The 24,232-nt window shown below is 53.8% G+C and carries 15 protein-coding genes and 2 pseudogenes; 9 read left to right on the top strand and 8 right to left on the bottom strand.

The annotated features are described in order from the left end of the window. Position 1 precedes the first annotated feature (1 nt). Positions 2 to 637: pseudogene (gene yfhb / locus J4685_RS07225) on the top strand (phosphatidylglycerophosphatase C). 24 nt (positions 638 to 661) lie between these two features. After that, entirely contained in the window at positions 662 to 1,213 is a 552-nt protein-coding gene (tadA, locus tag J4685_RS07220; RefSeq protein WP_001134564.1) for a tRNA adenosine(34) deaminase TadA, read from the top strand. Between the two features lie 50 nt (positions 1,214 to 1,263). Here tadA and mltF read toward each other — a convergent pair whose 3' ends face one another. Then, complete coding sequence (gene mltF / locus J4685_RS07215) at positions 1,264 to 2,808, bottom strand: membrane-bound lytic murein transglycosylase MltF (RefSeq protein WP_000734245.1); 1,545 nt, start codon at positions 2,806 to 2,808, stop codon at positions 1,264 to 1,266. After that, the gene (locus J4685_RS07210; RefSeq protein WP_001667158.1) at positions 2,809 to 3,039 is read right to left on the bottom strand and encodes a hypothetical protein; all 231 of its coding nucleotides are present in this window, start codon (positions 3,037 to 3,039) and stop codon (positions 2,809 to 2,811) included. 24 nt (positions 3,040 to 3,063) lie between these two features. On the opposite strand from J4685_RS07210, the gene purL reads away from it, so the two are divergent. The 5 genes from purL to glnB all read left to right on the top strand — a co-directional run bounded on the left by purL (position 3,064) and on the right by glnB (position 11,546). Further along, positions 3,064 to 6,951 (top strand): phosphoribosylformylglycinamidine synthase, encoded by a 3,888-nt coding sequence (purL, locus tag J4685_RS07205; RefSeq protein WP_000970025.1) that lies wholly within the window; start codon positions 3,064 to 3,066, stop codon positions 6,949 to 6,951. 649 nt (positions 6,952 to 7,600) lie between these two features. Further along, positions 7,601 to 9,031, top strand: a complete 1,431-nt coding sequence (qseE, locus tag J4685_RS07200; protein ID WP_122024238.1) for a two component system sensor histidine kinase QseE/GlrK — start codon at positions 7,601 to 7,603, stop codon at positions 9,029 to 9,031. A 1-nt stretch (position 9,032) separates the two neighbouring features. After that, positions 9,033 to 9,797, top strand: coding sequence for a two-component system QseEF-associated lipoprotein QseG (gene qseG / locus J4685_RS07195; RefSeq protein WP_001054250.1), 765 nt, complete (start codon positions 9,033 to 9,035; stop codon positions 9,795 to 9,797). Further along, complete coding sequence (glrR, locus tag J4685_RS07190) at positions 9,797 to 11,131, top strand: two-component system response regulator GlrR (RefSeq protein WP_024131152.1); 1,335 nt, start codon at positions 9,797 to 9,799, stop codon at positions 11,129 to 11,131. Before qseG ends, glrR begins: the two co-directional genes overlap by 1 nt. Before the next feature lie 76 nt (positions 11,132 to 11,207). Continuing rightward, on the top strand, positions 11,208 to 11,546 hold the full coding sequence (glnB, locus tag J4685_RS07185) for a nitrogen regulatory protein P-II (RefSeq protein ID WP_000717694.1): 339 nt from the start codon (positions 11,208 to 11,210) through the stop codon (positions 11,544 to 11,546). Between the two features lie 48 nt (positions 11,547 to 11,594). On the opposite strand, the gene dtpD is transcribed toward glnB, so the two are convergent. The 5 genes and pseudogenes from dtpD to hmpA form a co-directional block, all read right to left on the bottom strand. Next, a complete protein-coding gene (gene dtpD / locus J4685_RS07180; protein WP_000856793.1) occupies positions 11,595 to 13,055 on the bottom strand; it encodes a dipeptide permease DtpD in 1,461 nt (486 codons plus the stop codon). A gap of 55 nt (positions 13,056 to 13,110) precedes the next feature. Continuing rightward, positions 13,111 to 15,255 carry a lysine decarboxylase CadA gene (gene cadA, locus J4685_RS07175; RefSeq protein WP_001100647.1) on the bottom strand — a complete coding sequence of 715 codons (2,145 nt, stop codon included), beginning with the start codon at positions 15,253 to 15,255 and terminating at the stop codon, positions 13,111 to 13,113. Between the two features lie 82 nt (positions 15,256 to 15,337). Next, on the bottom strand, positions 15,338 to 16,669 hold the full coding sequence (cadB, locus tag J4685_RS07170; protein WP_000100008.1) for a cadaverine/lysine antiporter: 1,332 nt from the start codon (positions 16,667 to 16,669) through the stop codon (positions 15,338 to 15,340). A 360-nt stretch (positions 16,670 to 17,029) separates the two neighbouring features. Beyond that, positions 17,030 to 18,573, bottom strand: a pseudogene (cadC, locus tag J4685_RS07165) (lysine decarboxylation/transport transcriptional activator CadC). Positions 18,574 to 18,754: 181 nt separating this feature from the next. Continuing rightward, the gene (hmpA, locus tag J4685_RS07160) at positions 18,755 to 19,945 is read right to left on the bottom strand and encodes an NO-inducible flavohemoprotein (RefSeq protein ID WP_000883148.1); all 1,191 of its coding nucleotides are present in this window, start codon (positions 19,943 to 19,945) and stop codon (positions 18,755 to 18,757) included. Between the two features lie 324 nt (positions 19,946 to 20,269). Here hmpA and glyA point away from each other — a divergent pair, with 324 nt between their 5' ends. Both glyA and J4685_RS07150 read left to right on the top strand, forming a co-directional pair. Next, the gene (gene glyA, locus J4685_RS07155; RefSeq protein ID WP_000919178.1) at positions 20,270 to 21,523 is read left to right on the top strand and encodes a serine hydroxymethyltransferase; all 1,254 of its coding nucleotides are present in this window, start codon (positions 20,270 to 20,272) and stop codon (positions 21,521 to 21,523) included. A gap of 195 nt (positions 21,524 to 21,718) precedes the next feature. Further along, positions 21,719 to 22,858 carry a 3-phenylpropionate MFS transporter gene (locus J4685_RS07150; RefSeq protein WP_001173724.1) on the top strand — a complete coding sequence of 380 codons (1,140 nt, stop codon included), beginning with the start codon at positions 21,719 to 21,721 and terminating at the stop codon, positions 22,856 to 22,858. Here J4685_RS07150 and csiE read toward each other — a convergent pair. Further along, on the bottom strand, positions 22,853 to 24,130 hold the full coding sequence (csiE, locus tag J4685_RS07145) for a stationary phase inducible protein CsiE (protein WP_000982961.1): 1,278 nt from the start codon (positions 24,128 to 24,130) through the stop codon (positions 22,853 to 22,855). The genes J4685_RS07150 and csiE overlap by 6 nt on opposite strands. Positions 24,131 to 24,232: the final 102 nt, after the last annotated feature.

Raw genomic sequence — 24,232 nt, 5'->3', positions numbered from 1 at the left:
TTTGGTCAGCCACGAGCGTCGTGTCGTCTTTTTTGATTTGGATGGAACGTTACATCAACAGGATATGTTCGGCAGTTTTCTGCGTTATTTGCTGCGCCGTCAGCCGCTAAATGCGCTGCTCGTACTGCCGTTGTTACCCATTATCGGTATCGGTTTACTGGTAAAAGGGCGTGCGGCCCGCTGGCCGATGAGTCTGTTGTTGTGGGGCTGTACTTTTGGCCATAGCGAAACGCGTTTGCAGGCGCATCAGGCGGATTTTGTCCGTTGGTTTCGCGCTAACGTCACGGCGTTTCCGGTTGTACAGGAGCGTCTGACCACCTATCTATTGAGCTCTGACGCGGATATCTGGCTTATTACCGGTTCTCCGCAATCATTGGTAGAGCAAGTCTATTTTGATACGCCGTGGCTGCCGCGCGTTAACCTTATCGCCAGCTAGATGGCGCGACGGTATGGCGGCTGGGTATTAACCGTGCGCTGCCTGGGCCATGAAAAAGTCGCGCAACTGGAACGTAAAATCGGTACGCCGTTGCGTCTTTATAGTGGCTACAGCGACAGCAAACAGGATAACCCGCTGCTTTATTTTTGCCAGCATCGCTGGCGGGTGACGCCGCACGGCGAGTTGCAGCAGCTCGAATAGTGAAACGCATAGCGTTTGTGTATAATGCCGCCCGCTTTCATTACCGGAGTTACCTCTTTGTCTGATGTCGAATTAGATCACGAATACTGGATGCGCCACGCGCTGACGCTGGCGAAACGCGCCTGGGACGAACGCGAGGTTCCGGTTGGCGCGGTATTGGTGCATAACCATCGCGTCATTGGCGAAGGCTGGAACCGACCCATTGGCCGCCACGATCCTACTGCGCATGCTGAAATAATGGCGCTGCGTCAGGGCGGTCTGGTATTGCAGAATTACCGGTTACTGGATACCACGCTGTATGTCACGCTGGAACCCTGTGTGATGTGCGCAGGCGCTATGGTGCATAGCCGCATTGGACGCGTTGTCTTTGGCGCGCGCGATGCAAAAACCGGCGCGGCCGGATCGCTAATTGATGTGCTGCACCATCCGGGAATGAATCACCGGGTCGACATTATTGAAGGGGTGCTGCGCGATGAATGTGCGACGCTGCTCAGTGATTTTTTCCGTATGCGTCGTCAGGAAATTAAAGCCCTGAAGAAAGCCGACCGTGCGGAAGGCGCGGGGCCGACAGTATAGCGCAATGCCGGATAAGAGGTTACGCGTCGCCATCCGATAAGACCACCGCGCTATTTTTCTTCTTTCTTCTGCGGCGTAAACAGTAAAGACGGCGAATGCGTCAGGTAGCCTGATGACTGCGATAAAAACGACAGGAGGGGGAAGGGCGCTTTATTCAGCTCCTCCGGCGACACCGCCGGGTAATCCTGCGCCAGTTTCATGGCTTCCGCTTCCTGCTTTTCTTTTTCCTGCAAATACCCCACCAAGCTTATCTGGTATTTACGGATATTTTCCACATAAGCATAAGCCTCATGTCCACGCGCGTAACCGTAGGTTAGCTTACTGTAATACGGTTTTTGGCTTAATAGCGGCAAACGCTGCTTCACATCGGTCCAGCTATCCGGATTGCCTTTGGTTTTTACCGTCAGCGATCTGGCGTCGAGCATGTGCGCATAACCCATATTGTAGGCGGCTAAAGCAAACCAGATACGCTCGTCTTCCGGAACGGTTTCGGGAACTTTAGCCATCATATCTTCAAGATAGCGAGCGCCGCCGCTGATGCTTTGCTCCGCATCGGTACGGTCGGTCAGCCCCAGACTTTGGGCGGTATTTTTAGTCAGCATCATCAGGCCGCGCACGCCGGTTGGCGAGGTCGCCAGCGGGTCCCAGTGTGATTCCTGATAAGAAATCGCCGCCAGCAGGCGCCAGTCTATCTCTTTGGCATATTTTTTAAATAACGGTTCCAGCTCCGGCAGGACGTTATCCACCGCTCGCAGGAAAGAGCGGGTATCAACGTAGTCGAAATCATCGCCATGCCCCAGATATTTCTCTTCGATCCGCGCCAACGACCCGTCTTCATTGATCGAATTGAAAAAATCGAGCAGCGCGGCGGAGAGCGTATTATTGTCGTCCAGTCGGCTAAACCAGGTCACGGGCTGTTCATCCGTGACATCCAGCGCCACGGCCAGTTCGGGATGGACGCGCTGAAACAGACCGATTGCCACTGAATCGGCAATGGTGTAATCCAGTTTGCCGCTGATGACCTCTTCCAGCAGCGTCGTCGAGCCTTTTTTATCATCCACTTTCCAGCTCAGGTCGGGAAACTTTGTCTCTTTTAAACGCTGTAAATCATTGACCACGACGTGCCCTGGCGCAATGGTAAGCTGATTCTCGTTAACGGTCGCCAGCGAACGTGGGCGATATTGTCCGACCCGGTAGACAAGCTGTTGCGAAACCGAATAATACATGGGGCCGGGCTGATAGTTTTTAACGCGCGCGCTGTCGTAGACCAGCCCTGCCGCGAGCAGGTCGGCATTGCCGTTATCCAGATCGTCAAACAACTGGCTGATATTCTGGCGCACCGTCACTTTCAGCTTCACGCCGAGATAGTTGGCGAACTGCTGCGCCAGTTCATAGTCCAGACCATATTTTTTACCGTTGATAACGGAATAGGTTAATGGCGAGTCGATCGTACTGACGCGCAGTACCCCCCGGGCTTGAATCGCGGCGATATGGTTTTCGGTTTTACCGAACCAGGGGATTGAGGGCCAAAGGGCTGCTGCCAGCAGCAGCGTCAATATGCCGATGAACAGATAATTAATCTTTAATTTTTTCAATTAGTTAATTCTCTGGATCGTGCGTTGCCTCGGGCTGAAAAAGATGTTTTGCTGCAATAGATAAGTCATTAATGAGCGGCATTTTGCGTAACAATGCGCCAGTTGGCAACTTATTCGCAACGATAGCCGCACCGTATGACAAGAAAAAGCGGTGATTTTATTTCTACGCAAACGGTTTCGTCGGCGCGTCAGATTCTTTATAATGACGGCCGTTTCCCCCCTTGCGCACACCGAAGCTTAGAAGACGAGAGACTTATGATGGAAATTCTGCGTGGTTCGCCTGCACTGTCTGCATTCCGTATCAATAAACTGCTGGCGCGCTTTCAGGCTGCCAACCTCCAGGTCCACAATATATACGCTGAGTATGTCCATTTTGCTGACCTGAACGCCCCGTTAAATGATAGCGAGCAGGCGCAGCTTACCCGTCTGCTACAATACGGCCCGGCGCTTAACAGCCATACGCCGGCGGGTAAACTCCTGTTGGTCACACCGCGTCCTGGTACCATCTCCCCCTGGTCTTCAAAAGCAACGGATATCGCCCACAACTGCGGCCTGCAACAGGTTGATCGGCTGGAGCGCGGCGTAGCGTACTATATCGAGGCTTCGACGTTGACGGCGGAACAGTGGCGACAAGTGGCCGCAGAGCTGCACGACCGTATGATGGAGACGGTGTTCTCTTCTTTAACCGATGCGGAAAAACTGTTTATCCACCATCAGCCTGCGCCGGTTTCCAGTGTCGATCTGCTGGGAGAAGGCCGTCAGGCGTTAATTGACGCCAACCTGCGTCTCGGTCTGGCGCTGGCGGAAGATGAAATCGACTATTTGCAGGAGGCGTTTACCAAACTGGGGCGCAACCCGAACGATATCGAACTGTATATGTTCGCCCAGGCGAACTCCGAGCACTGCCGCCACAAGATTTTTAACGCCGACTGGATTATCGACGGTAAACCGCAGCCGAAGTCGCTGTTTAAAATGATTAAAAACACCTTCGAAACCACGCCGGACTATGTGCTCTCTGCCTATAAAGACAATGCCGCGGTGATGGAAGGATCTGCGGTGGGGCGCTACTTCGCCGACCACAATACTGGCCGTTACGATTTTCATCAGGAGCCCGCACACATTCTGATGAAGGTCGAAACGCATAACCATCCAACCGCCATCTCTCCGTGGCCGGGGGCGGCGACCGGTTCCGGCGGCGAAATTCGTGATGAAGGCGCCACCGGGCGTGGCGCGAAACCAAAAGCCGGGCTGGTAGGCTTCTCCGTTTCCAACCTGCGTATTCCGGGCTTTGAACAGCCGTGGGAAGAGGATTTTGGCAAGCCGGAACGTATTGTCACCGCGCTGGATATCATGACCGAAGGCCCGCTGGGCGGCGCGGCGTTTAACAACGAATTTGGTCGCCCGGCGCTGACCGGTTACTTCCGTACTTATGAAGATAAAGTGAACAGCCACAACGGCGAAGAGCTGCGCGGCTACCATAAGCCGATCATGCTGGCGGGCGGGATCGGTAATATTCGCGCCGATCACGTGCAGAAAGGCGAGATCGTCGTGGGCGCGAAGCTGATCGTCCTTGGCGGCCCGGCGATGAATATCGGCCTCGGCGGCGGCGCGGCATCGTCAATGGCTTCCGGCCAGTCTGATGTGGATCTCGATTTTGCCTCTGTTCAGCGCGACAACCCGGAAATGGAACGCCGCTGCCAGGAAGTGATCGACCGCTGCTGGCAGTTGGGCGACGCCAACCCAATCCTGTTTATCCATGATGTGGGCGCGGGCGGTCTCTCCAACGCCATGCCGGAGCTGGTGAGCGACGGCGGGCGCGGCGGGAAATTCGAACTGCGCGACATTCTTAGCGACGAGCCGGGCATGAGCCCGCTGGAAATCTGGTGTAACGAATCCCAGGAGCGCTACGTACTGGCGGTCGCGGCTGACCAGTTGCCGCTGTTCGACGAACTGTGTAAGCGCGAACGCGCGCCGTATGCGGTCATTGGCGATGCTACCGAAGAACAGCATCTCTCGTTGCATGATAACCATTTCGACAATCAGCCGATCGACCTGCCGCTGGATGTCCTGCTGGGCAAAACGCCGAAAATGACCCGCGATGTGCAAACATTGAAGGCGAAAGGCGATGCGCTGAACCGCGCGGATATCACGATTGCCGACGCGGTAAATCGTGTTCTGCATCTGCCGACCGTGGCGGAAAAAACCTTCCTTGTCACTATTGGCGACCGTACCGTCACCGGTATGGTGGCGCGTGACCAGATGGTTGGCCCGTGGCAGGTTCCGGTGGCTGACTGCGCGGTCACTACCGCCAGCCTCGACAGCTACTACGGCGAAGCGATGTCGATTGGCGAGCGCGCGCCGGTGGCGCTGCTGGACTTTGCCGCCTCCGCCCGTCTGGCCGTCGGTGAAGCGTTGACTAACATTGCCGCGACGCAGATTGGCGATATCAAGCGCATTAAGCTTTCCGCTAACTGGATGGCGGCAGCCGGTCATCCTGGCGAAGATGCCGGTTTGTATGACGCGGTTAAAGCGGTGGGAGAGGAACTCTGTCCGCAGCTTGGCCTGACGATTCCGGTGGGCAAAGATTCGATGTCGATGAAAACCCGCTGGCAGGAAGGCAACGAACAGCGCGAAATGACCTCGCCGCTGTCGCTGGTGATTTCCGCGTTTGCTCGCGTGGAGGACGTGCGTCACACCCTTACGCCGCAGCTGTCAACGGAAGATAACGCCTTGCTGCTGATCGATCTTGGCAAGGGCCACAACGCGCTGGGCGCAACGGCCCTGGCGCAGGTCTATCGTCAGCTTGGCGACAAACCCGCGGACGTGCGTGACGTCGCGCAACTGAAAGGCTTCTATGACGCCATGCAGGCGCTGGTCGCTGCGCGTAAATTACTGGCCTGGCACGACCGTTCCGACGGCGGTCTGCTGGTGACGCTGGCCGAGATGGCCTTTGCCGGCCACTGCGGCGTGCAGGTCGATATCGCCGCGCTGGGCGATGACCATCTGGCCGCACTGTTCAACGAGGAGCTGGGCGGCGTGATTCAGGTACGCGCTGAAGACAGAGAGGCGGTCGAAGCGCTGTTGGCGCAGTACGGCCTTGCTGACTGCGTCCACTACCTTGGTCAGGCCCTGGCTGGCGATCGCTTTGTGATTACCGCTAATGACCAGACGGTATTCAGCGAAAGCCGCACTACGCTGCGTGTCTGGTGGGCGGAAACCACCTGGCAGATGCAGCGTCTGCGCGACAATCCGCAATGTGCTGATCAGGAACATGAGGCGAAAGCGAATGATGCCGATCCGGGCCTCAACGTGAAGCTGTCGTTTGATATTAATGAAGATATCGCCGCGCCGTACATTGCGACAGGCGCACGACCGAAAGTCGCTGTACTGCGCGAGCAGGGGGTGAACTCTCACGTGGAGATGGCGGCGGCGTTCCATCGTGCGGGCTTTGACGCGATTGACGTCCATATGAGCGACCTGCTGGGCGGTCGTATCGGTCTGGGCAACTTCCATGCGCTGGTGGCTTGCGGCGGCTTTTCCTACGGCGACGTGCTGGGGGCGGGCGAAGGTTGGGCGAAATCCATTCTGTTTAACCCTCGGGTGCGCGACGAATTCGAAACCTTTTTCCATCGTCCGCAGACGCTGGCGCTTGGGGTGTGCAACGGTTGCCAGATGATGTCGAATCTGCGCGAGCTGATCCCGGGCAGCGAACTGTGGCCGCGTTTTGTACGTAACCATTCTGACCGCTTCGAAGCCCGCTTCAGCCTGGTAGAAGTGACGCAAAGCCCATCGCTGCTGCTGCAAGGAATGGTAGGCTCACAGATGCCGATTGCGGTTTCCCATGGGGAAGGGCGCGTTGAGGTGCGGGACGATGCGCATCTTGCCGCGCTTGAGAGCAAAGGCCTGGTCGCCCTGCGCTACGTTGATAACTTTGGTAAGGTGACCGAAACCTATCCGGCTAACCCGAACGGTTCGCCGAACGGCATCACGGCGGTGACGACCGAAAATGGTCGGGTGACGATTATGATGCCGCATCCGGAACGCGTATTCCGCACCGTCGCCAACTCCTGGCACCCGGAAAACTGGGGCGAGGATAGCCCGTGGATGCGTATCTTCCGTAATGCGCGTAAGCAGCTTGGTTAATTAGCCCGATAGCCATAAAGCCCCTCTTCACGAGGGGCTTTTTTGTAGACGGCGCTTATCAGGCCCACGGGGAAGCGCGGTTGAAGCTACCGTCTTGAACGTCAAGCGGTAGGCCGGATAAGGCGTTTACGCCGTCATCCGGCAATAAACTAGTGCTTATGCCGCAAGATTAAAGTGTCGGGAAATCCCGACATGAGTGGGGGATAGGTTGTCGCCAAAAAGAGACATTTAACTATTTGATTTTAAATTGTTTTATTTTTAGGTGTTGCAGGTGTTGCTGATTGGCGACAGAAAGGGCAAAAAACAGACAGAGCCATTTTTAGCATGAATAACGATATTTTTCATATCTATCATTGTGTTAACAAAGTCTTTTGAATGTTGGCACAATTACTGCATAATGATAACCAGTGGCTCATTCACCTTCTTATGTCAGCCCCTTAGGGACGCGCTACATAAACTTCGAATGACGCACAACAAGGTGCCTGCCGTCCAACTTCTGATAATAGCGTAGCTTTATCAACCTCCGGGCGAAACGTCGAGTTAGGCACCGCCTTATTCCATAACAAAGCCGGGTTTAGCCCGGCTTTGTTGTATCTGGCGCTTCCCTCGGTTAGCATCTTTTTTATTCTTCTTTTATGTGAGCGACACGTTGAAGCGCTGGTCTGTTTTCCCCCGTTCTTTACGACAATTGGTCATGCTGGCTTTTTTGCTGATCCTGCTGCCGTTGCTGGTTCTGGCCTGGCAGGCGTGGCAAAGCCTTAACGCATTAAGCGATCAGGCTGCGGTGACTAACCGCAGCACGCTTATTGACGCCCGGCGCAGCGAGGCGATGACCAACGTCGCGCTGGAGATGGAGCGAAGCTACCGACAGTATTGCGTGCTTGACGATCCGACGCTGGCAAAAGTGTATCAAAGCCAGCGTAAGCGCTATAGCGATATGCTGGACGCCCATGCCGGCGTCTTGCCGGATGATAAGTTGTATCAGGCGTTACGCCAGGATTTAAACGCGCTGGCGCAATTGCAGTGTAAAGATAGCGGCCCGGAAGCGGCAGCGGCCGCGCGTCTGGAGGCCTTTGCCAACGCGAATACGGAAATGGTGCAGGCGACGCGTACTGTGGTTTATTCGCGTGGGCAGCAGTTACAACAAGAAATCGCCGAGCGCGGACAATTTTTCGGCTGGCAGACGCTGGTACTATTTCTGGTGAGTCTGGCGATGGTGCTACTTTTTACCCGCATGATTATCGGGCCGGTGAAAGGAATTGAACGGATGATTAATCGCCTGGGCGAAGGCCGTTCTTTGGGGAATACCGTCACCTTTACCGGTCCGCGTGAATTACGATCGGTGGGGCAGCGCATTATCTGGCTGAGTGAGCGTCTGGCGTGGCTGGAATCCCAGCGCCATCAATTTCTACGTCACCTGTCCCATGAGCTGAAAACCCCGCTGGCCAGTATGCGCGAGGGGACAGAGCTGCTGGCCGATCAGGTGGTTGGGCCGCTGACGCCGGAGCAAAAAGAGGTGGTCGATATTCTGGATGACAGCAGTCGTAATTTACAAAAATTGATTGAGCAATTGCTTGATTACAACCGGAAACTGGTAGACAGTGCCACAGAGCTGGAAGCGGTCGATATCGCGCCGCTTGTGGATATGGTGGTTTCCGCCCACAGTTTGCCTGCCCGCGCTAAAATGATGCATACCGATGTCGACCTGGAGGCCGAACGCTGCATAGCAGAGCCCATGTTGCTGATGAGCGTGCTGGATAATCTCTATTCCAACGCGGTGCACTATGGCGCTGAATCCGGTAACATTTGTATCCGTAGTCGCTCTCAGGGCTCCACGGTTTATATCGATGTGGTTAATAGCGGCGAACCGATTCCGCAAACCGAAAGAGAAATGATTTTTGAGCCTTTTTTCCAGGGAAGCCACCAGCGAAAAGGGGCGGTAAAAGGCAGTGGGTTAGGGCTGAGTATCGCCAGAGATTGTATTCGTCGAATGCAGGGAGAGATCCAACTGGTGGATGACAAAGCGCAGGAAGTTTGTTTTCGCATCTCGCTGCCATTGCCTGCATCTGACAAACACTAATATGAATTTAAGCCTGGTGCGTGTGTCACACGTTTTCGTCCAAACTATTAAACGATGCCTTTTGCGGTGGGGAATACCGGTGGGCATATCGTGTCTGGCGCTGACAGCATGTGTTCCCCATGCTTCACAGCAACTGCCCGGTAGCGCAGCGCAGGACACGCTCCCCCATTATCAACTGGCGGATTATCTCCCGACGGCGTGCGCGGATATCTGGTCGCTACGCGGGCAGGCGGTGGAGACGAATCCGCTGTACTGGCTACGCACGATTGACTGCGCCGATCGTCTGATGCCGGTTCAGTCGCGCGCAGAGGCGCGCGCGTTGACGGATGATAACTGGCAAAATGCCTTCAGGCGCGGGATTTTACTGGCGGATGCAAAAATTACGCCGCCGGAGCGGCGCGCCATAGTGACCCGTCTGGAGGCGTTAAGCGCGCAAATACCGGCTCAGGTACGGCCCGTCTACCAAATCTGGCATGACGGTCAGGCGCTGCAACTGGCGCTTTCTGCCGAACGTCAGCGTTATAGCAAACTCCAGCAAACGTCAGATAGTGAGCTGGATGCGCTGCGCCAGCAGCAACAGGCCTTGCAAACGCAGCTCGATCTTACCACCCGTAAGCTGGAGAGTTTAACCGATATTGAGCGCCAGCTTTCGACACGAAAACCGGCAGGGAATTACAACGCCGATACGCCGCATACGAATGACAAACCCGCGACGTCTGAAGATGGCGCGGCGCCGTCGCCGTCACAAGATGAGGTAACGCCATGATAAGCCGTAAACCGGCGCACCTGCTGCTGGTCGATGACGATCCCGGATTACTGAAATTGCTCGGTATGCGCCTGACCAGTGAAGGATACAGCGTCGTGACCGCAGAGAGCGGCCAGGAAGGACTACGGGTACTGCATCGGGAAAAAGTGGATCTGGTAATAAGCGACCTGCGCATGGACGAAATGGATGGTATGCAACTGTTCACAGAAATTCAGAAAGTACAGCCGGGAATGCCGGTTATTATTCTGACGGCGCATGGTTCTATTCCGGATGCGGTGGCCGCTACCCAGAAGGGCGTATTCAGCTTTTTGACGAAGCCGATCGACAGAGACGCGTTATATAAAGCGATAGATGAAGCGCTGGAGCAGTCCGCTCCCGCGACGGACGATAGCTGGCGCAACGCTATCGTTACCCGTAGCCCGCTGATGCTGCGACTGCTTGAACAGGCGCGCATGGTCGCGCAGTCGGATGTCAGCGTATTGATTAACGGACAAAGCGGCACCGGGAAAGAGATTTTCGCACAGGCGATTCATAATGCCAGCCCGCGCAATAACAAGCCGTTTGTCGCCATCAACTGCGGCGCGTTACCGGAACAGTTGCTGGAGTCCGAATTATTCGGCCATGCGCGCGGCGCCTTTACCGGCGCAGTGAGCAATCGTGAAGGGTTGTTCCAGGCGGCGGAAGGCGGCACGCTGTTTCTGGATGAAATTGGCGATATGCCCGCGCCGTTACAGGTGAAGCTGCTGCGGGTGTTACAGGAGCGCAAAGTCAGGCCGCTGGGCAGCAATCGCGATATTGATATCGACGTGCGAATTATTTCCGCGACGCACCGCGATCTGCCGAAGGCGATGGCGCGGGGCGAATTTCGTGAAGATTTGTACTACCGGCTGAATGTCGTGAGCCTGAAAATTCCGGCGCTGGCGGAGCGTACCGAGGATATTCCGCTGCTGGCTAATCATCTGCTCAGACAGTCGGCACAGCGGCATAAACCGTTTGTTCGCGCCTTTTCTACTGATGCAATGAAACGGCTGATGACGGCAAGCTGGCCGGGCAACGTGCGCCAACTGGTCAACGTCATTGAACAATGCGTGGCGTTAACCTCTTCGCCGGTGATCAGCGATGCGTTGGTCGAACAGGCGCTGGAAGGCGAAAACACCGCGCTGCCCACCTTTGCCGAAGCGCGAAACCAATTTGAACTGAACTATCTGCGCAAGTTACTGCAAATTACCAAAGGTAACGTGACGCACGCGGCAAGGATGGCGGGGCGCAACCGCACGGAATTCTATAAGCTACTCTCCCGTCACGAACTGGATGCGAATGATTTCAAAGAGTAGTTTTCATGCCGTAAAGTAGCGCGAAATATGTTACGTTTAACCGATCAAAACACAGGCGACCTTTTCAAGGAATAGCATGAAAAAGATTGATGCGATTATTAAACCCTTCAAGCTGGACGATGTCCGTGAAGCGCTGGCCGAGGTAGGTATTACCGGCATGACGGTCACTGAAGTCAAAGGCTTTGGCCGTCAAAAAGGCCACACCGAGCTGTATCGCGGCGCGGAATATATGGTGGATTTTCTGCCGAAGGTAAAAATTGAAATCGTTGTGCCTGACGACATCGTGGATACCTGTGTTGATACCATCATTCGTACCGCGCAGACGGGGAAAATCGGCGACGGTAAGATCTTTGTCTTTGATGTCGCCCGCGTTATTCGTATCCGTACTGGCGAAGAAGACGACGCGGCTATCTGATGTGCCGATTCGCTGCCCGTCCCCTCCTTGTGGGCAGCGAACCACCGTTTAATCGCCCTGCGGTAGCGCCGATGTTGTCCGGGTGCAAACCCATCTCAGGCCGACAATGGCGACGATCAGCGCCACGCAACTTAGCGTCCACTCGCCCATTTGCGAGAAAAAGTGTCCGTAGGCGGCTACCGCCGTATCACTAATTTGCGATTCCGTGGTTTGTTGCGCGACGACGCCAGCCAGCCAGTTAGCGACCGCGCCGGTCGCCAGCATATAAATACCGGTTAGTACGCCCGTGACGCCAGGCAGGTTGAGGCGGGTAATTTGCGCCATCGCGACCGGATCAATAAACAGCTCCGCAAAGCCCATCAGCGCCAGCCCTGCGATCATCATTCCCATTGATGCCTGCCCATCTAACCGGGCCTGATGCGCGTTTAGCGCCAGCAGCATAAAACCGCCGCCCATTAATACCAGCCCCACGGCAAATTTAAGCCAGACGCGCAGCACCGAGCGGGCGCTCTCTTTCGGGCTGCTCAGCCACGCCAGCACCACGCCCGCCGCCATCACCGCAATCGCATTGACCGACTGGAACAATGCGGTGGGGACGGTCATGTTTAGCCAGTGGCGGTTGACAAAACGGTCGATGAATAAACTGATCGAACTTCCGCCCTGCTGCGCCAGAACCCAGAAGAGAGTGCCGGTGATCATTAACAGAACGATTTGCCACAAGGCGCGACGGTGTTCGGGAAATTTAACCATAATACGGGCGATAAGTTGCGCCGCGAAGACGCAGACAATGGCCAGCACATAGCCAGACCAGTTATTTTCCAGCAGGAGGGTGAAGAATACCGGCGCGATACACAGCATTAATACCAGCCAACCCCAGGTTGGAAGGGCGAATTTAACCGCCCGCAGCGCGGGGCGATTAACACCGCGCGTCTGCTGAAAGTGGCGATGACCGCTTAAAAAGATGAGCAGGCCGATGAACATTCCCACGCCCGCCAGCGCAAAGCCGACATGCCAGCCATACCACTGCGCCGCCAGACCACAGGCGATCGGCGCGGCTATCGATCCAATATTTCCGGCGGCGTAGAGCAGCGAGAATCCTCCGTCGCGGCGGTTGTCATCAGGGGCGTAAAGTTCGCCCAGCAGACAGCTAATATTGGATTTAAACAAGCCGTAGCCGCAGATAATAATGGCCAGCGCCGCATATAAACTCAGCGTTGAATCAGATTCTAAGCCCAATACCACATGACCCAGCGTCATCAATAAGGCGCCGGTGATAACCGCCACGCGGTTGCCAAGCAGGCGGTCGGCAAGCCAGCCGCCAAGAATAGGGGTAACGTAAACTAAAGAGGCGTAGGCGCTGAAGAGGTTGATCGCGTGGCTGTCATTAAAACCAAGCTGGTGGGTAAGATAAAGGATGAGTAAGGCACGCATGCCGTAAAAGCTGAAGTATTCCCAAATTTGAATCGCCACGATGTAAAAAATCGCGCGCGGTTGTGAGGGTGTTTTCATAAAGTCTCCTTGCTGCGTGAAAAAAGGGAAGTGGCAAGCCACTTCCCTTTGGTACTTATTTCGTATTTTCTTTCAGCACTTTAACGGTGTAACGTCCGTCTGCCTGACGATAGGCGCCGTGGATATCTGTTTCGAAGCCCGGATAGTGGGCGCCGATTTCGCACAGCATTTGCAGGAATTCCAGTACCGGACGGCTTTCCTCGGTGATCATTTCACCAGGCATCACCAGCGGCACTCCCGGAGGGTAAGGAAGGATCATGTTGGCGTTGACGCGTCCAACCATCTCTTCAAGATACACCTCTTCCGTTTCGCCATGCAGTTCTTTCTGGAACGCAGTATACGGCGTCATCACCATTTTCGGCAGCACTTCAAACGCACGGTACATTAAGTCCGGCAGATTATGGTGTTCGACCAGTTTATGAATATTCTGCGCCAGTTCCTGGATGCGCATATTTTCATAAAACTCAGGCGCTTCGCGGTACAGTGCCGGCAGAATGTTTTTGACGCGCAGATTCAGGTCAAAGGCGCGTTTAAATTCAGTGAGCGCGCGCAGCAGGCTCAGAGCTTTGGTTTTGTCGATACCAATGCTGAACAGGAACAGCAGGTTGTATGGACCGGTTTTTTCTACGATGATGCCGCGTTCATCGAGATATTTGGCGACCAGACTTGCCGGAATACCGAATTCATCCATCGTACCGTCTTTCTTCATCCCCGGCGTCAGGATAGTGACTTTGATCGGGTCGAAGTACATGTGTTCGTTATCGATATTTTTGAAGCCATGCCATGCGCTATCTGAACGCAGCGGCCAGCACTCAGCTCCATCGATATGTTCCGGCTGCCATACGTCAAAGAACCAGCCGTCAGATTCGCTTTTCAGGCGTTTAATTTCTTTACGGAATTTAATCGCACGTTCAATAGAGCCGTTAATCAGGCGTTTACCCGCATTACCTTTCATCATCGCCGCTGCGGTTTCAGTAGACGCTACGATACCGTAGTGCGGAGAAGTGGTGGTATGCATCATGTAGGCTTCGTTAAAGGTTTCTTCGTTAATGTCGCCTTTAACATGAATCATGGATGCCTGTGAAAACGCCGCCAGCAGTTTATGCGTGGACTGGGTTTCATAAATGATTTTGCCTTCCACACGGTCGCCGCTCATACCGCATTTACCCTGATAAATAGGGGAGAAATTGGTATAAGGCACCCAGGCGGAGTCAAAATGAATGGACTTCACATCCAGAGTTTTCTTGATGTAGTCAGTGTTATACAACAGACCGTCATAGGTTGAGTTAGTAATAACAGCATGGACCGGCCAGGTTGCGTTAGGCGTCTCTTTTACCCGTTTAGCGATAGTGGCGTGCTGGAACTCGCTTTGCGGGATACCGCCAAGAATACCGTAGGCGTTACGGGTTGGGCGGAAATAAATCGGCGTAATGTCGCTCATCATCATCAGATGGGTCAGCGATTTATGGCAGTTACGGTCAATCAGTACCGTGCTGCCTGCCGGCGCGGAGTACATACCGACGATTTTGTTCGCCGTAGAGGTGCCGTTCGTCACCATGTAGCTACGTTCGGCGTTAAAGACGCGGGCGATATACTCTTCCGCTTCTTTATGCGGGCCGGAGTGGTCCAGCAGTGAACCCAGTTCAGAAACGGAAATCGAAATATCGGATTTCATCGTGTTCGGGCCGAAGAAATCATAAAAGATGCTGCCGACGGGGCTTTTCTGGAAAGCGGTCCCGCCCATGTGGCCAGGCGTACAGAAAGTATATTTCCCTTCGCGCACATATTTGAACAACGCTTTTGTCAGCGGCGGCAGAATATTGTCGATGTATTCATCGGTATTCTGGCGAATTTTCGCCGCGATATCGGCTGCGGCGCCTAAAGCATATTCAAAGAAGCGAACCTGCATTCTCAGATCGTTGAGGCTGACGTCCAGCGTAGAGTAGCTGTTGGCGAAGGCGTACAGCGGCATATACTCGTTCAGCTTGCTAATCTCTTCGCAAAGCTCAAGGTTATATTTATCCCGGTCGAAAATGACGCCGCAAAGGCGGGAGTTATTTTCAATCAGCTTCAGCAGGTCTTCTCGGTCGTTTGGATAGACGATACGGAAATTTAAACCTTCCAGTGCACGATGCAGTTCACGAATAGGCTCTTCTTTAAAGTAGACGCCCATGTGGTTCATGATAGCAATAACGTTCATAGTCTTGTTCCTGGTAAAGTGGGCCCCTCCCGCTACGCTATAGCAGGTGACGAAAGGGGCTTTGAGAAAAAGGAGTTAGCGGTTAAAGCGCTTCAGCCGTATTGTTGTCGCTGTCGTTGTTCTGGCGCTGGTGCATTTTGCGACCGTAGAACATCAGGATGATCAGACTGACGATAAAGGTGCCGGAGAGTTCGAAGGAGCTGGCGCCCATCAGTGCGATGAAGCAAAATGCGCAGCCCAGTACAGAACAAATCAGGCTTACCGAGTTACGGATGTTGAACCCTTCGAAACGAATCAGGTCAACACAAGAGTAGAAGTACGGCAGCATGGTAAGCAGTACGGCAATCCCGGTCAGTTCGCCGAACAGGTCGGACGCTTTACCGCCGCTGGAGTTCATGATGGTGATCAGAATCATCAGCGCCGTCATTTTCACCGCAGCCAACAGCAGACCTTTTTTCGGAATACCGTTTTTATCCATTTCACCGTAAATTTTCGGGAAGTTGCCGTCGTTGGCGGCGCGAACCCCAGCCTGGCCGACCAGCATCATCCAGGAGCCCAGAGACGTCAGGCAGGCGAAAGCGGTAAAGGCGGAAACCAGCGGCGCAGCCCAGCCACCCAGAATCGTGGAGGTACTGATAGCGAACGGCGCGCCGGAAGAGGCCATAACGGAAGCTGGGAACATCCCGGCGATAACCTGAGTCGCGGCGATATAGATGATGCCTGCCAGCGCGGTACCCAGCATGGTTGCCAGCGGTACGGTGCGTTTCGGGTTTTTCACCATGCCGGTGCTGACGGCGGCAGACTCAACGCCAACGAACGCCCACAGGCAGAGCAGAATACTTTTAACAATGGCGTGAGAGTCGGTCGTCGTAGACGTGTTCCAGTTCGCGTGATAGGTCGCGATATCGAACCAATGCCAGCCGGCGACTGCGGTCAAGACTACCGGGATCAGCACCAGAAACAGGCCAATCGTTGTCAAGCGGCTGACCCAGGCCCCGCCCAGCATATTAATAAAGGTGAACAGCCAGACGATAGCAATACAGGCAATACCTGCCGGTATTGGATTATTTAATGCCGGGAAGAACGTAGAAAGATAAGAAACCGCGGTAATACCGATGGCTAAGTTACCAATCCAGTTTGCGTGATAATAAAGAACGCCGGTCTGGAAACCAAACGCCGGAGATATTTCCCCAGCATAAGCGATAGGGCCACCCTGTTGCGGGTTTTTGGTTGCCAGCCTCGCATAAACATAAGCCAGCGACATTGCCCCAATAATAGAAATTACCCAGCCCCAGATGGCAATGCCACCAATACTGGCAAGGTTGGCGGGTAATAATGCAATCCCGCTCCCCATCATATTACCGGCAACGACGCCAGTACAGGCAAATAGCCCGATCTTTTTGACAGAACTCATGTTCATTTCTCCTGAGCTGTATTTTTAAGAACCGGGCTTATGCTTCATATATGCTGCGTGCCCGTTCAACTGTCGACAAGATTAACGAATGGGTTGAGATAAGTCCTAAAGAAAAAGTGAAATAAACACAAACATGAAAAAACTGATAGATTGATTTTTTTGAATTAACATATAAATATCATGGAAAATATCATGAAAGGATAAACATTGTTTAATTACAAAGGGTTATATTTACATTTCTTTGCGATGAATATGTTGCCAAAATTAACATAAGCTATTTTTTGCAACATATTTTTCACAAAATAAAAGCGAAAAATTTAATATCTTTTCGCTTTTATTTGTCATGGTTCAGCGTTAAATTTAATCTTCTGCCAGAAAACTATTCAGATAAGGGACAATTTTCTGAACGGATGTCTGAAATACGCCGTTCTCGATCCAGTACAGCGTATTTTCACCTGGACGTAAATTAAAGGCGGTCAGATAGGCATCAGCGGCCAGACGATTCTCACCTTTCATTTCGTAAACTTTCCCCAACAGGACATAGTTAAACCACGACATTTCAAGCTCGATGCTTTTATTGATTTCCTCATACGCTGCATCGATATCACCTTTGCCCAAAAGATCAACGGTCTTGATTTTATAATAAACAGACGTTTTCTCAACGCCCGGAATTTGATCTATTTTTTTTAACTCTTCGTTCAGCGCAGCCACTTGTTCTTTATCAAACGGCTGTTGTGATTGCCGTAATACATCTACCAGCACTTTATATTCATAGGCATAGTTGAATCAGGCGTTTCCTTAATAATGCCATTCAGAATATCGCTGGCTTTACTTAGCGCCTGCGCATCGCCGCTCAGAATAAGCTGGCGCGCCTCATAAAAACGCATCAGCGCGGTATTTTGCGGCGTTCTGAACAGGGCCAGTTGTTCTCGCATACGATTAGGCCAGGGCTGTGTTAAAACGAAAGACAGGCTATTAAACAGATCATCCTGGATGGACAACTGGTTAGTATTGGTGACGAAATAACGCTTATCCAGCATGGTTGAACCATCGGCGTTATCAATGAGCACCACAGACATAAAGCACTGCTGCGCCCGATAGTGGCGCTGATTGACAAACTGAATGGTTAACGTCTTACCGGAGCTGCTTGGCTCATTGACCCGGTAATTGGTTTTATCGTGCACCATAAAGGTCGAGTAGGTGTTCAGCAGGTCGGTGATTAAGCCGCCCAGACCGATGGCGTAGGACTCCTGCGAGACCCAGTTATTACAGGAATTGCCGCCTTCAAAACGAACATCTATATCTCGTGGGTTAAGTAATAACCGCGTTTTTGTTACCGCGGCATTATGATCTACCACCGACATCACGATAAACACCACCAGCGTCGCCAGCGAGAGCAGGAACATCACCCACGTCCAGAAAGCGGCGATACGCGGCTTTTTCGCCTTTTTAGTCGGCGTTTGCAAAGAGGCGGGCGGCACAGGCGCAGCGGCAGGAACCCCCTCTGTCGGTTCTGCATTCGTTGCTGCGATCGGCGGCGGCGGCGACGTTGATAAATTATCGATCTCATCGCTATTTTCTTCGCACCAGATAACCGGCGCCGTCAGCTTATAGCCGCGTTTAGGTACGGTAACGATGTATTCAGCATTGCTGTCTCCGCCATCTCTTAATGATTTGCGTAGTTCAGAAATGCTTTGGGTGACAACATGGTTGGTCACGATGGTGCGCATCCAGACATGATCAATAATGTTATCCCGGCTTAACACTTCATCCGGATGATGCGCAAAATACATCAGAAGATCGATCAGCCGTGGTTCAAGAGTAATCTGGCGTCCCTGACGACTGATCTGATTAACAGAAGGTGTAACCAGCCACTCTCCAATGCGTACAACAGGTTGCTGCATAAAAAGATGCCCTAACGAGCTAAGTCAAACGTTAATAATAACACGATTTGCACAGACTTTTTTTATTCCCCTTTTTTGTAAAAGAAAGGCATAAAAAGCAGCGCAATAAGCAGGAGAACGGGGAGGAAAACGGGCGTTCGCCTTAACGATAACGCCCGTTTTTTCAGCGGATTTCTTGCAATTACAGCACCTTATGCGGGCCGAAGCATTCGTAATGAATGTTTTCGTTATTCACGCCAAGTGAAACCAGTTGTTTTGCGGCAAACTGCATAAAGCCTACCGGGCCGCAAAGATAGAACTGCATTGCCGGATCGCTGATCGCGGCTTCCAGTTGGCTTAAATCCATCAGCCCTTCGCTGTCAAAGACGCGTTGGGCGCGATCGGCCTCGGTTGGCTCGCGGTACCAGGTATGGGCAGTGAAACGCGGCAGTGTACGGCCCAGCTCGCTCACTTCGTCGGCAAACGCATGGACGTCGCCGTTCTCCGCCGCGTGGAACCAGTTCACCTGCGCGGTATGCTGTTCTTTCGCCAGCGTATCGAGCATCGCCAACATCGGCGTCTGGCCGACGCCAGCGGAAATCAGCGAAACGGGGGTATCAGCGGCGACATTCATAAAGAAGTCACCTGCCGGCGCAGCCAGATGCACCACATCGCCTACGCTGGCGTGATGGTGTAACCAGTTTGATACCTGGCCGCCGTCTTCACGCTTCACGGCAATACGGTACCCTTTGCCATCGGGTTTACGGGTCAGTGAATATTGGCGGATCTCCTGATGCGCAAAACCTTCCGGCTTCAGCCAGACGCCCAGATACTGCCCGGGACGGTATTCCGCCACCGTACCGCCGTCGACCGGTTCAAACTCAAAGCTGGTGATCAGTGCGCTACGCGGGGTTTTCGCAACGATGCGGAAGGGGCGCGTGCCTTCCCAGCCGCCGTCTTTGCTGGCGTTCTCGTGATAAATCTCGGCTTCCCGATGAATAAAGACGTTAGCCAGTACGCCATAGGCTTTACCCCATGCGTCCAGCACTTCCTGGCCCGGGTTGAACATTTCATCCAGCGTCGCCAGCAGATGCGTCCCGACGATGTTGTACTGCTCCGGCTTAATCTGGAAGCTGGTGTGCTTCTGCGCGATTTTTTCTACCGCCGGCAGCAACGCCGGTAAATTTTCGATATTGCTGGCGTAGGCCGCGATAGCATTAAACAGGGCTTCGCGCTGATCACCGTTACGCTGGTTGCTCATATTGAAGATTTCTTTGAGCTCCGGGTTATGCGTAAACATACGGTCGTAGAAGTGGGCGGTCAGTTTCGGTCCTGTTTCAACCAGCAGGGGAATGGTGGCCTTTACTGTAGCGATGGTTTGTGCGTCAAGCATACGTGCTTCCTTTATGTGAAAATCTAATGATGTATATCAAATGCATCTTATAAAAATACCCTTGCATTGTAAATGGATCTTCTCTGCTTTACGTTATGGAGGTAACAACGTGAAAAATCTGCATCACAAAGCTGAAAAGAAATCCGTTGAAATTCGTCAGGCTCTCGTTCAGGAAACCCTTATCTGACGCATAGGTAATCGTTTGCGTAAAAACCTTTGTCAAGACCTGTTATCGAAGAATGATTCGGTTATACTGTTGGCCGAAGTCCCACGGACTGCCTTTTCAGGCACAAATTTTATTGTTAGCTGAGTCAGGAGATGCGGATGTTAAAGCGTGAAATGAACATTGCCGATTATGATGCCGAATTGTGGCAGGCTATGGAGCAGGAAAAAGTACGTCAGGAAGAGCACATCGAACTGATCGCCTCCGAAAACTACACCAGCCCGCGCGTGATGCAGGCGCAGGGGTCTCAGCTGACCAACAAATACGCTGAAGGATATCCGGGCAAGCGCTACTACGGCGGTTGCGAATACGTTGATGTCGTAGAGCAGCTGGCTATCGACCGCGCGAAAGAACTGTTCGGCGCCGACTACGCTAACGTGCAGCCGCACTCCGGTTCTCAGGCTAACTTCGCTGTTTACACCGCGCTGCTGCAGCCGGGCGATACCGTTCTGGGTATGAACCTGGCGCAGGGCGGCCACCTGACTCACGGCTCCCCGGTTAACTTCTCCGGTAAACTGTACAACATCGTACCTTACGGTATCGATGAGTCCGGTAAAATTGACTATGACGAGATGGCGAAGCTGGCCAAAGAGCACAAGCCGAAGATGATTATCGGTGGCTTCTCTGCCTACTCCGGCGTGGTTGACTGGGCAAAAATGCGTGAAATCGCTGACAGCATCGGCGCATACCTGTTTGTCGACATGGCGCACGTGGCGGGCCTGATTGCCGCAGGCGTTTACCCGAACCCGGTTCCGCACGCTCACGTTGTCACCACCACCACCCACAAAACCCTGGCGGGTCCGCGCGGCGGCCTGATCCTGGCGAAGGGCGGCGATGAAGAGCTGTACAAAAAACTGAACTCCGCCGTGTTCCCAAGCGCGCAGGGCGGCCCGCTGATGCACGTGATCGCGGGTAAAGCGGTAGCGCTGAAAGAAGCGATGGAGCCGGAGTTCAAAGTTTACCAGCAGCAGGTGGCGAAAAACGCCAAAGCGATGGTGGAAGTGTTCCTGAACCGCGGCTACAAAGTGGTGTCTGGCGGCACTGAGAACCACCTGTTCCTGCTGGACCTGGTGGATAAAAACCTGACCGGTAAAGAAGCTGACGCCGCGCTGGGCCGTGCTAACATCACCGTGAACAAAAACAGCGTGCCGAACGATCCGAAGAGCCCGTTCGTGACCTCCGGTATCCGTATTGGTTCTCCGGCGGTTACTCGTCGCGGCTTCAAAGAAGCGGAAGTGAAAGAGCTGGCTGGCTGGATGTGTGACGTGCTGGACAACATCAATGATGAAGCCACCATTGAACGCGTGAAAGCGAAAGTGCTGGATATCTGCGCCCGCTTCCCGGTTTACGCGTAAGCGTTTGTGTTGTGTAAATGGCCCGATGGCGCTGCGTCTGTCGGGCATTACTTATGCGCCATAACGTGACGCCGCCGGAAGTCATTATCCGGCGGCGTTGCCGTTTGAACTTCTCCCTCCGCCTGTTAACCTTATGTTACCCTTGCCAGCGCAACCGTTTACCGCCAGACTATCGCCTCCAAACGGGAGGGAATCATGGCATTGCATTCCACGCGCTGGCTGGCGCTCAGTTATTTCACCTACTTCTTTAGTTACGGTATTTTTCTGCCCTTCTGGAGCGTCTGGCTCAAAGGTCTTGGGCTAACGCCGGAAACCATCGGTCTTCTGCTGGGCGTGGGTCTGGTCGCGCGTTTTCTCGGTAGTCTGCTCATTGCGCCTCGCGTAAGCGATCCTTCGCGGTTGATCTCCGCGCTGCGCGTACTGGCATTGCTGACGCTGGTATTTGCGCTGGCATTTTGGGCAGGAACGCATGTCGCGTGGCTAATGGTGGTGATGGTTGGGTTTAACCTCTTCTTTTCACCACTGGTGCCGCTGACCGATGCGCTGGCCAATACCTGGCAAAAGCAAATTACCCTGGACTATGGTCGGGTGCGGCTGTGGGGGGCCATCGCCTTCGTGATAGGGTCGGCGCTGACCGGTAAGCTGGTGAGTTTATACGATTACCAGGCGATTCTGGCGCTACTGACGCTCGGCGTCGCCTCGATGTTGCTGGGTATGTTGTTACGTCCCAGCGTGCCGCCGCAAGGGGAAAGCCGTCAGCAGGAGAGCGCAGGCTGGCCCGCCTGGCGTACGCTGGTGGCACAAAGTTGGCGTTTTCTCGCCTGCGTCTGTTTGCTGCAAGGGGCGCACGCCGCCTACTACGGTTTTAGCGCCATCTACTGGCAGGGGGCTGGCTATTCAGCATCGGCGGTCGGCTATTTATGGTCGTTGGGCGTGGTGGCGGAAGTGATCATTTTTGCCCTGAGTAAAAAGCTATTCCGCCGGTTTAGCGCCCGCGACTTGCTGTTGCTTTCCGCTGTGTGCGGCGTGGTACGCTGGGGACTGATGGGCTGGAGTACGGCGTTGCCGTGGCTGATTGTGATACAAATCCTGCACTGTGGCACGTTTACCGTTTGCCATCTGGCCGCCATGCGCTATATCGCTGCGCGTCAGGGAAGCGAGGTGATTCGCTTGCAGGCCGTCTATTCCGCTGTGGCGATGGGCGGCAGCATCGCGATTATGACAGTATTTGCCGGTTTTCTGTATCAACATCTGGGCGGCGGCGTATTCTGGATTATGGCGCTGGTGGCATTGCCCGCTATCTTCCTTCGGCCCAAAGTGGTTGCCGCGTCATGATTCCAGGATCTTGCGGATCTGCTGCTGTTGGTGCTCTGTGAGGGCGCGATCCGCATGAATTAATGGCGGTGAGAAGAGCGGTAGCGGCGTGGCGTAAGGGGTAACAATCAGCGCTACGCCGCGCGGGCATCCCTCTTTTTGAAACGCTTGGAGCGATATCCGTCTGATATTCAGCGGCAATAGGGTCAGTTCACGCAGTTGCTGCTCAATATGCGTCTCCAGCGCATCATTTTTATCCGCTAACAATACGATCTGTCTCTCATGCAAATCGTTATCCTGCATCAGCCAGGCGCCGAAAATCACTGCCACCAGCCCCGTCTCTTCCTCGGAAAAGTGGATACCATATTCGGCTTCAAACCCGGCGAGCGCCTCACGTGTGGTGCGAACCAGACGCGGATAAAGACGGTTGAACTCTTCCGGAAGCGTATTATCGATGCCAATCGTGAATAAACTTCGGTTCAGCGCCTGGGCGAGATGGACATAGAGCTGATCGTTAAGCCCTTGTTCGTCGCTGAAGCGTACGTTCCCTTTTTCTCGAAAGCGCAGCACCAGCCGCGCCACCTCCAGTCGCAGTTGCTGCGCCCGTTGATGCGTGTCGCGAATCGGGTCGGGGAGGCGAATCATTGAAAACAGTAACGCCATAAACAGCGCTTCATTGAGCGGTGCGGCCTGCATCACGTGGCGCTGCCAGTGACGACCAATTTCCTGGGCGAGTGGATATTCCGCGCACGACTGCGCCCAAATCTGCTGTACAGGGTTGAACTCCGGGGTGATGCCGGCATGGTGTTGTAGCAGACAATACTGTAAAAAGAGACGCAGGAACTGCACGTCGCGATGTTCAAATGGTTTTTGCAACCGGCGGGCGCACAGATTGATGAGCGCGTGAAGATTAATATCATCATACAGCGGACGCGCGATACCGCGCTGTTTTAGCGCGTTTTTTAAGGCCGGGGTAAACTGTTGCGTGACGAAGGTCGGGCATAAACGCAGGCCGCGCCTGAGCCAGTGTAAAAGGCAAAGGCGCTGATCGAGTGCTGTACCTTCGATCCGATAGCAACCGTTCTGGCATGTTGTGATGGCAAGGCGATGATAGCGCTGGATCTCCAGGCTTGTCTCAGTGATATCCTCACGGGCAGTATCATCATCAACGCCATTAAGCGCGCTGAAGATTTCCACCGTGGCAATTGGCTCCGGCTGGAAAAGCGTCAGCAATACCTGACAGCGGCGCTGGGGAGCGGAAAGTACAGATGGTGGGGCAATTGTCGGCATCATCTGTCAGGTCTCCCGTTAGTTTGTCTGGTAAGGATAGCTAAAGTTTGCGCGTGAAAAATGTGATAAGCGTGCTTTTAGGCCAGGAATGCTGAGGAACGTCAC

Origin of the sequence: Salmonella sp. 32100201201700099SM (genome assembly GCF_017572645.1) — a bacterium.
In the GTDB taxonomy this organism is placed as follows: Bacteria; Pseudomonadota; Gammaproteobacteria; order Enterobacterales; family Enterobacteriaceae; genus Salmonella; species Salmonella enterica.
Note: the sequence above shows the minus strand (reverse complement) of the source record. Positions and strands in the feature narration are given on the sequence as shown.

Coding starts and splice junctions, on each gene's coding strand:
- tadA (WP_001134564.1), top strand. CDS start 662: ATGCCGCCCGCTTTCATTACCGGAGTTACCTCTTTGTCTGATGTCGAA.
- purL (WP_000970025.1), top strand. CDS start 3,064: ATGATGGAAATTCTGCGTGGTTCGCCTGCACTGTCTGCATTCCGTATC.
- qseG (WP_001054250.1), top strand. CDS start 9,033: ATGAATTTAAGCCTGGTGCGTGTGTCACACGTTTTCGTCCAAACTATT.
- glnB (WP_000717694.1), top strand. CDS start 11,208: ATGAAAAAGATTGATGCGATTATTAAACCCTTCAAGCTGGACGATGTC.
- dtpD (WP_000856793.1), bottom strand. CDS start 13,055: ATGAAAACACCCTCACAACCGCGCGCGATTTTTTACATCGTGGCGATT.
- cadA (WP_001100647.1), bottom strand. CDS start 15,255: ATGAACGTTATTGCTATCATGAACCACATGGGCGTCTACTTTAAAGAA.
- cadB (WP_000100008.1), bottom strand. CDS start 16,669: ATGAGTTCTGTCAAAAAGATCGGGCTATTTGCCTGTACTGGCGTCGTT.
- hmpA (WP_000883148.1), bottom strand. CDS start 19,945: ATGCTTGACGCACAAACCATCGCTACAGTAAAGGCCACCATTCCCCTG.
- glyA (WP_000919178.1), top strand. CDS start 20,270: ATGTTAAAGCGTGAAATGAACATTGCCGATTATGATGCCGAATTGTGG.
- J4685_RS07150 (WP_001173724.1), top strand. CDS start 21,719: ATGGCATTGCATTCCACGCGCTGGCTGGCGCTCAGTTATTTCACCTAC.
- csiE (WP_000982961.1), bottom strand. CDS start 24,130: ATGATGCCGACAATTGCCCCACCATCTGTACTTTCCGCTCCCCAGCGC.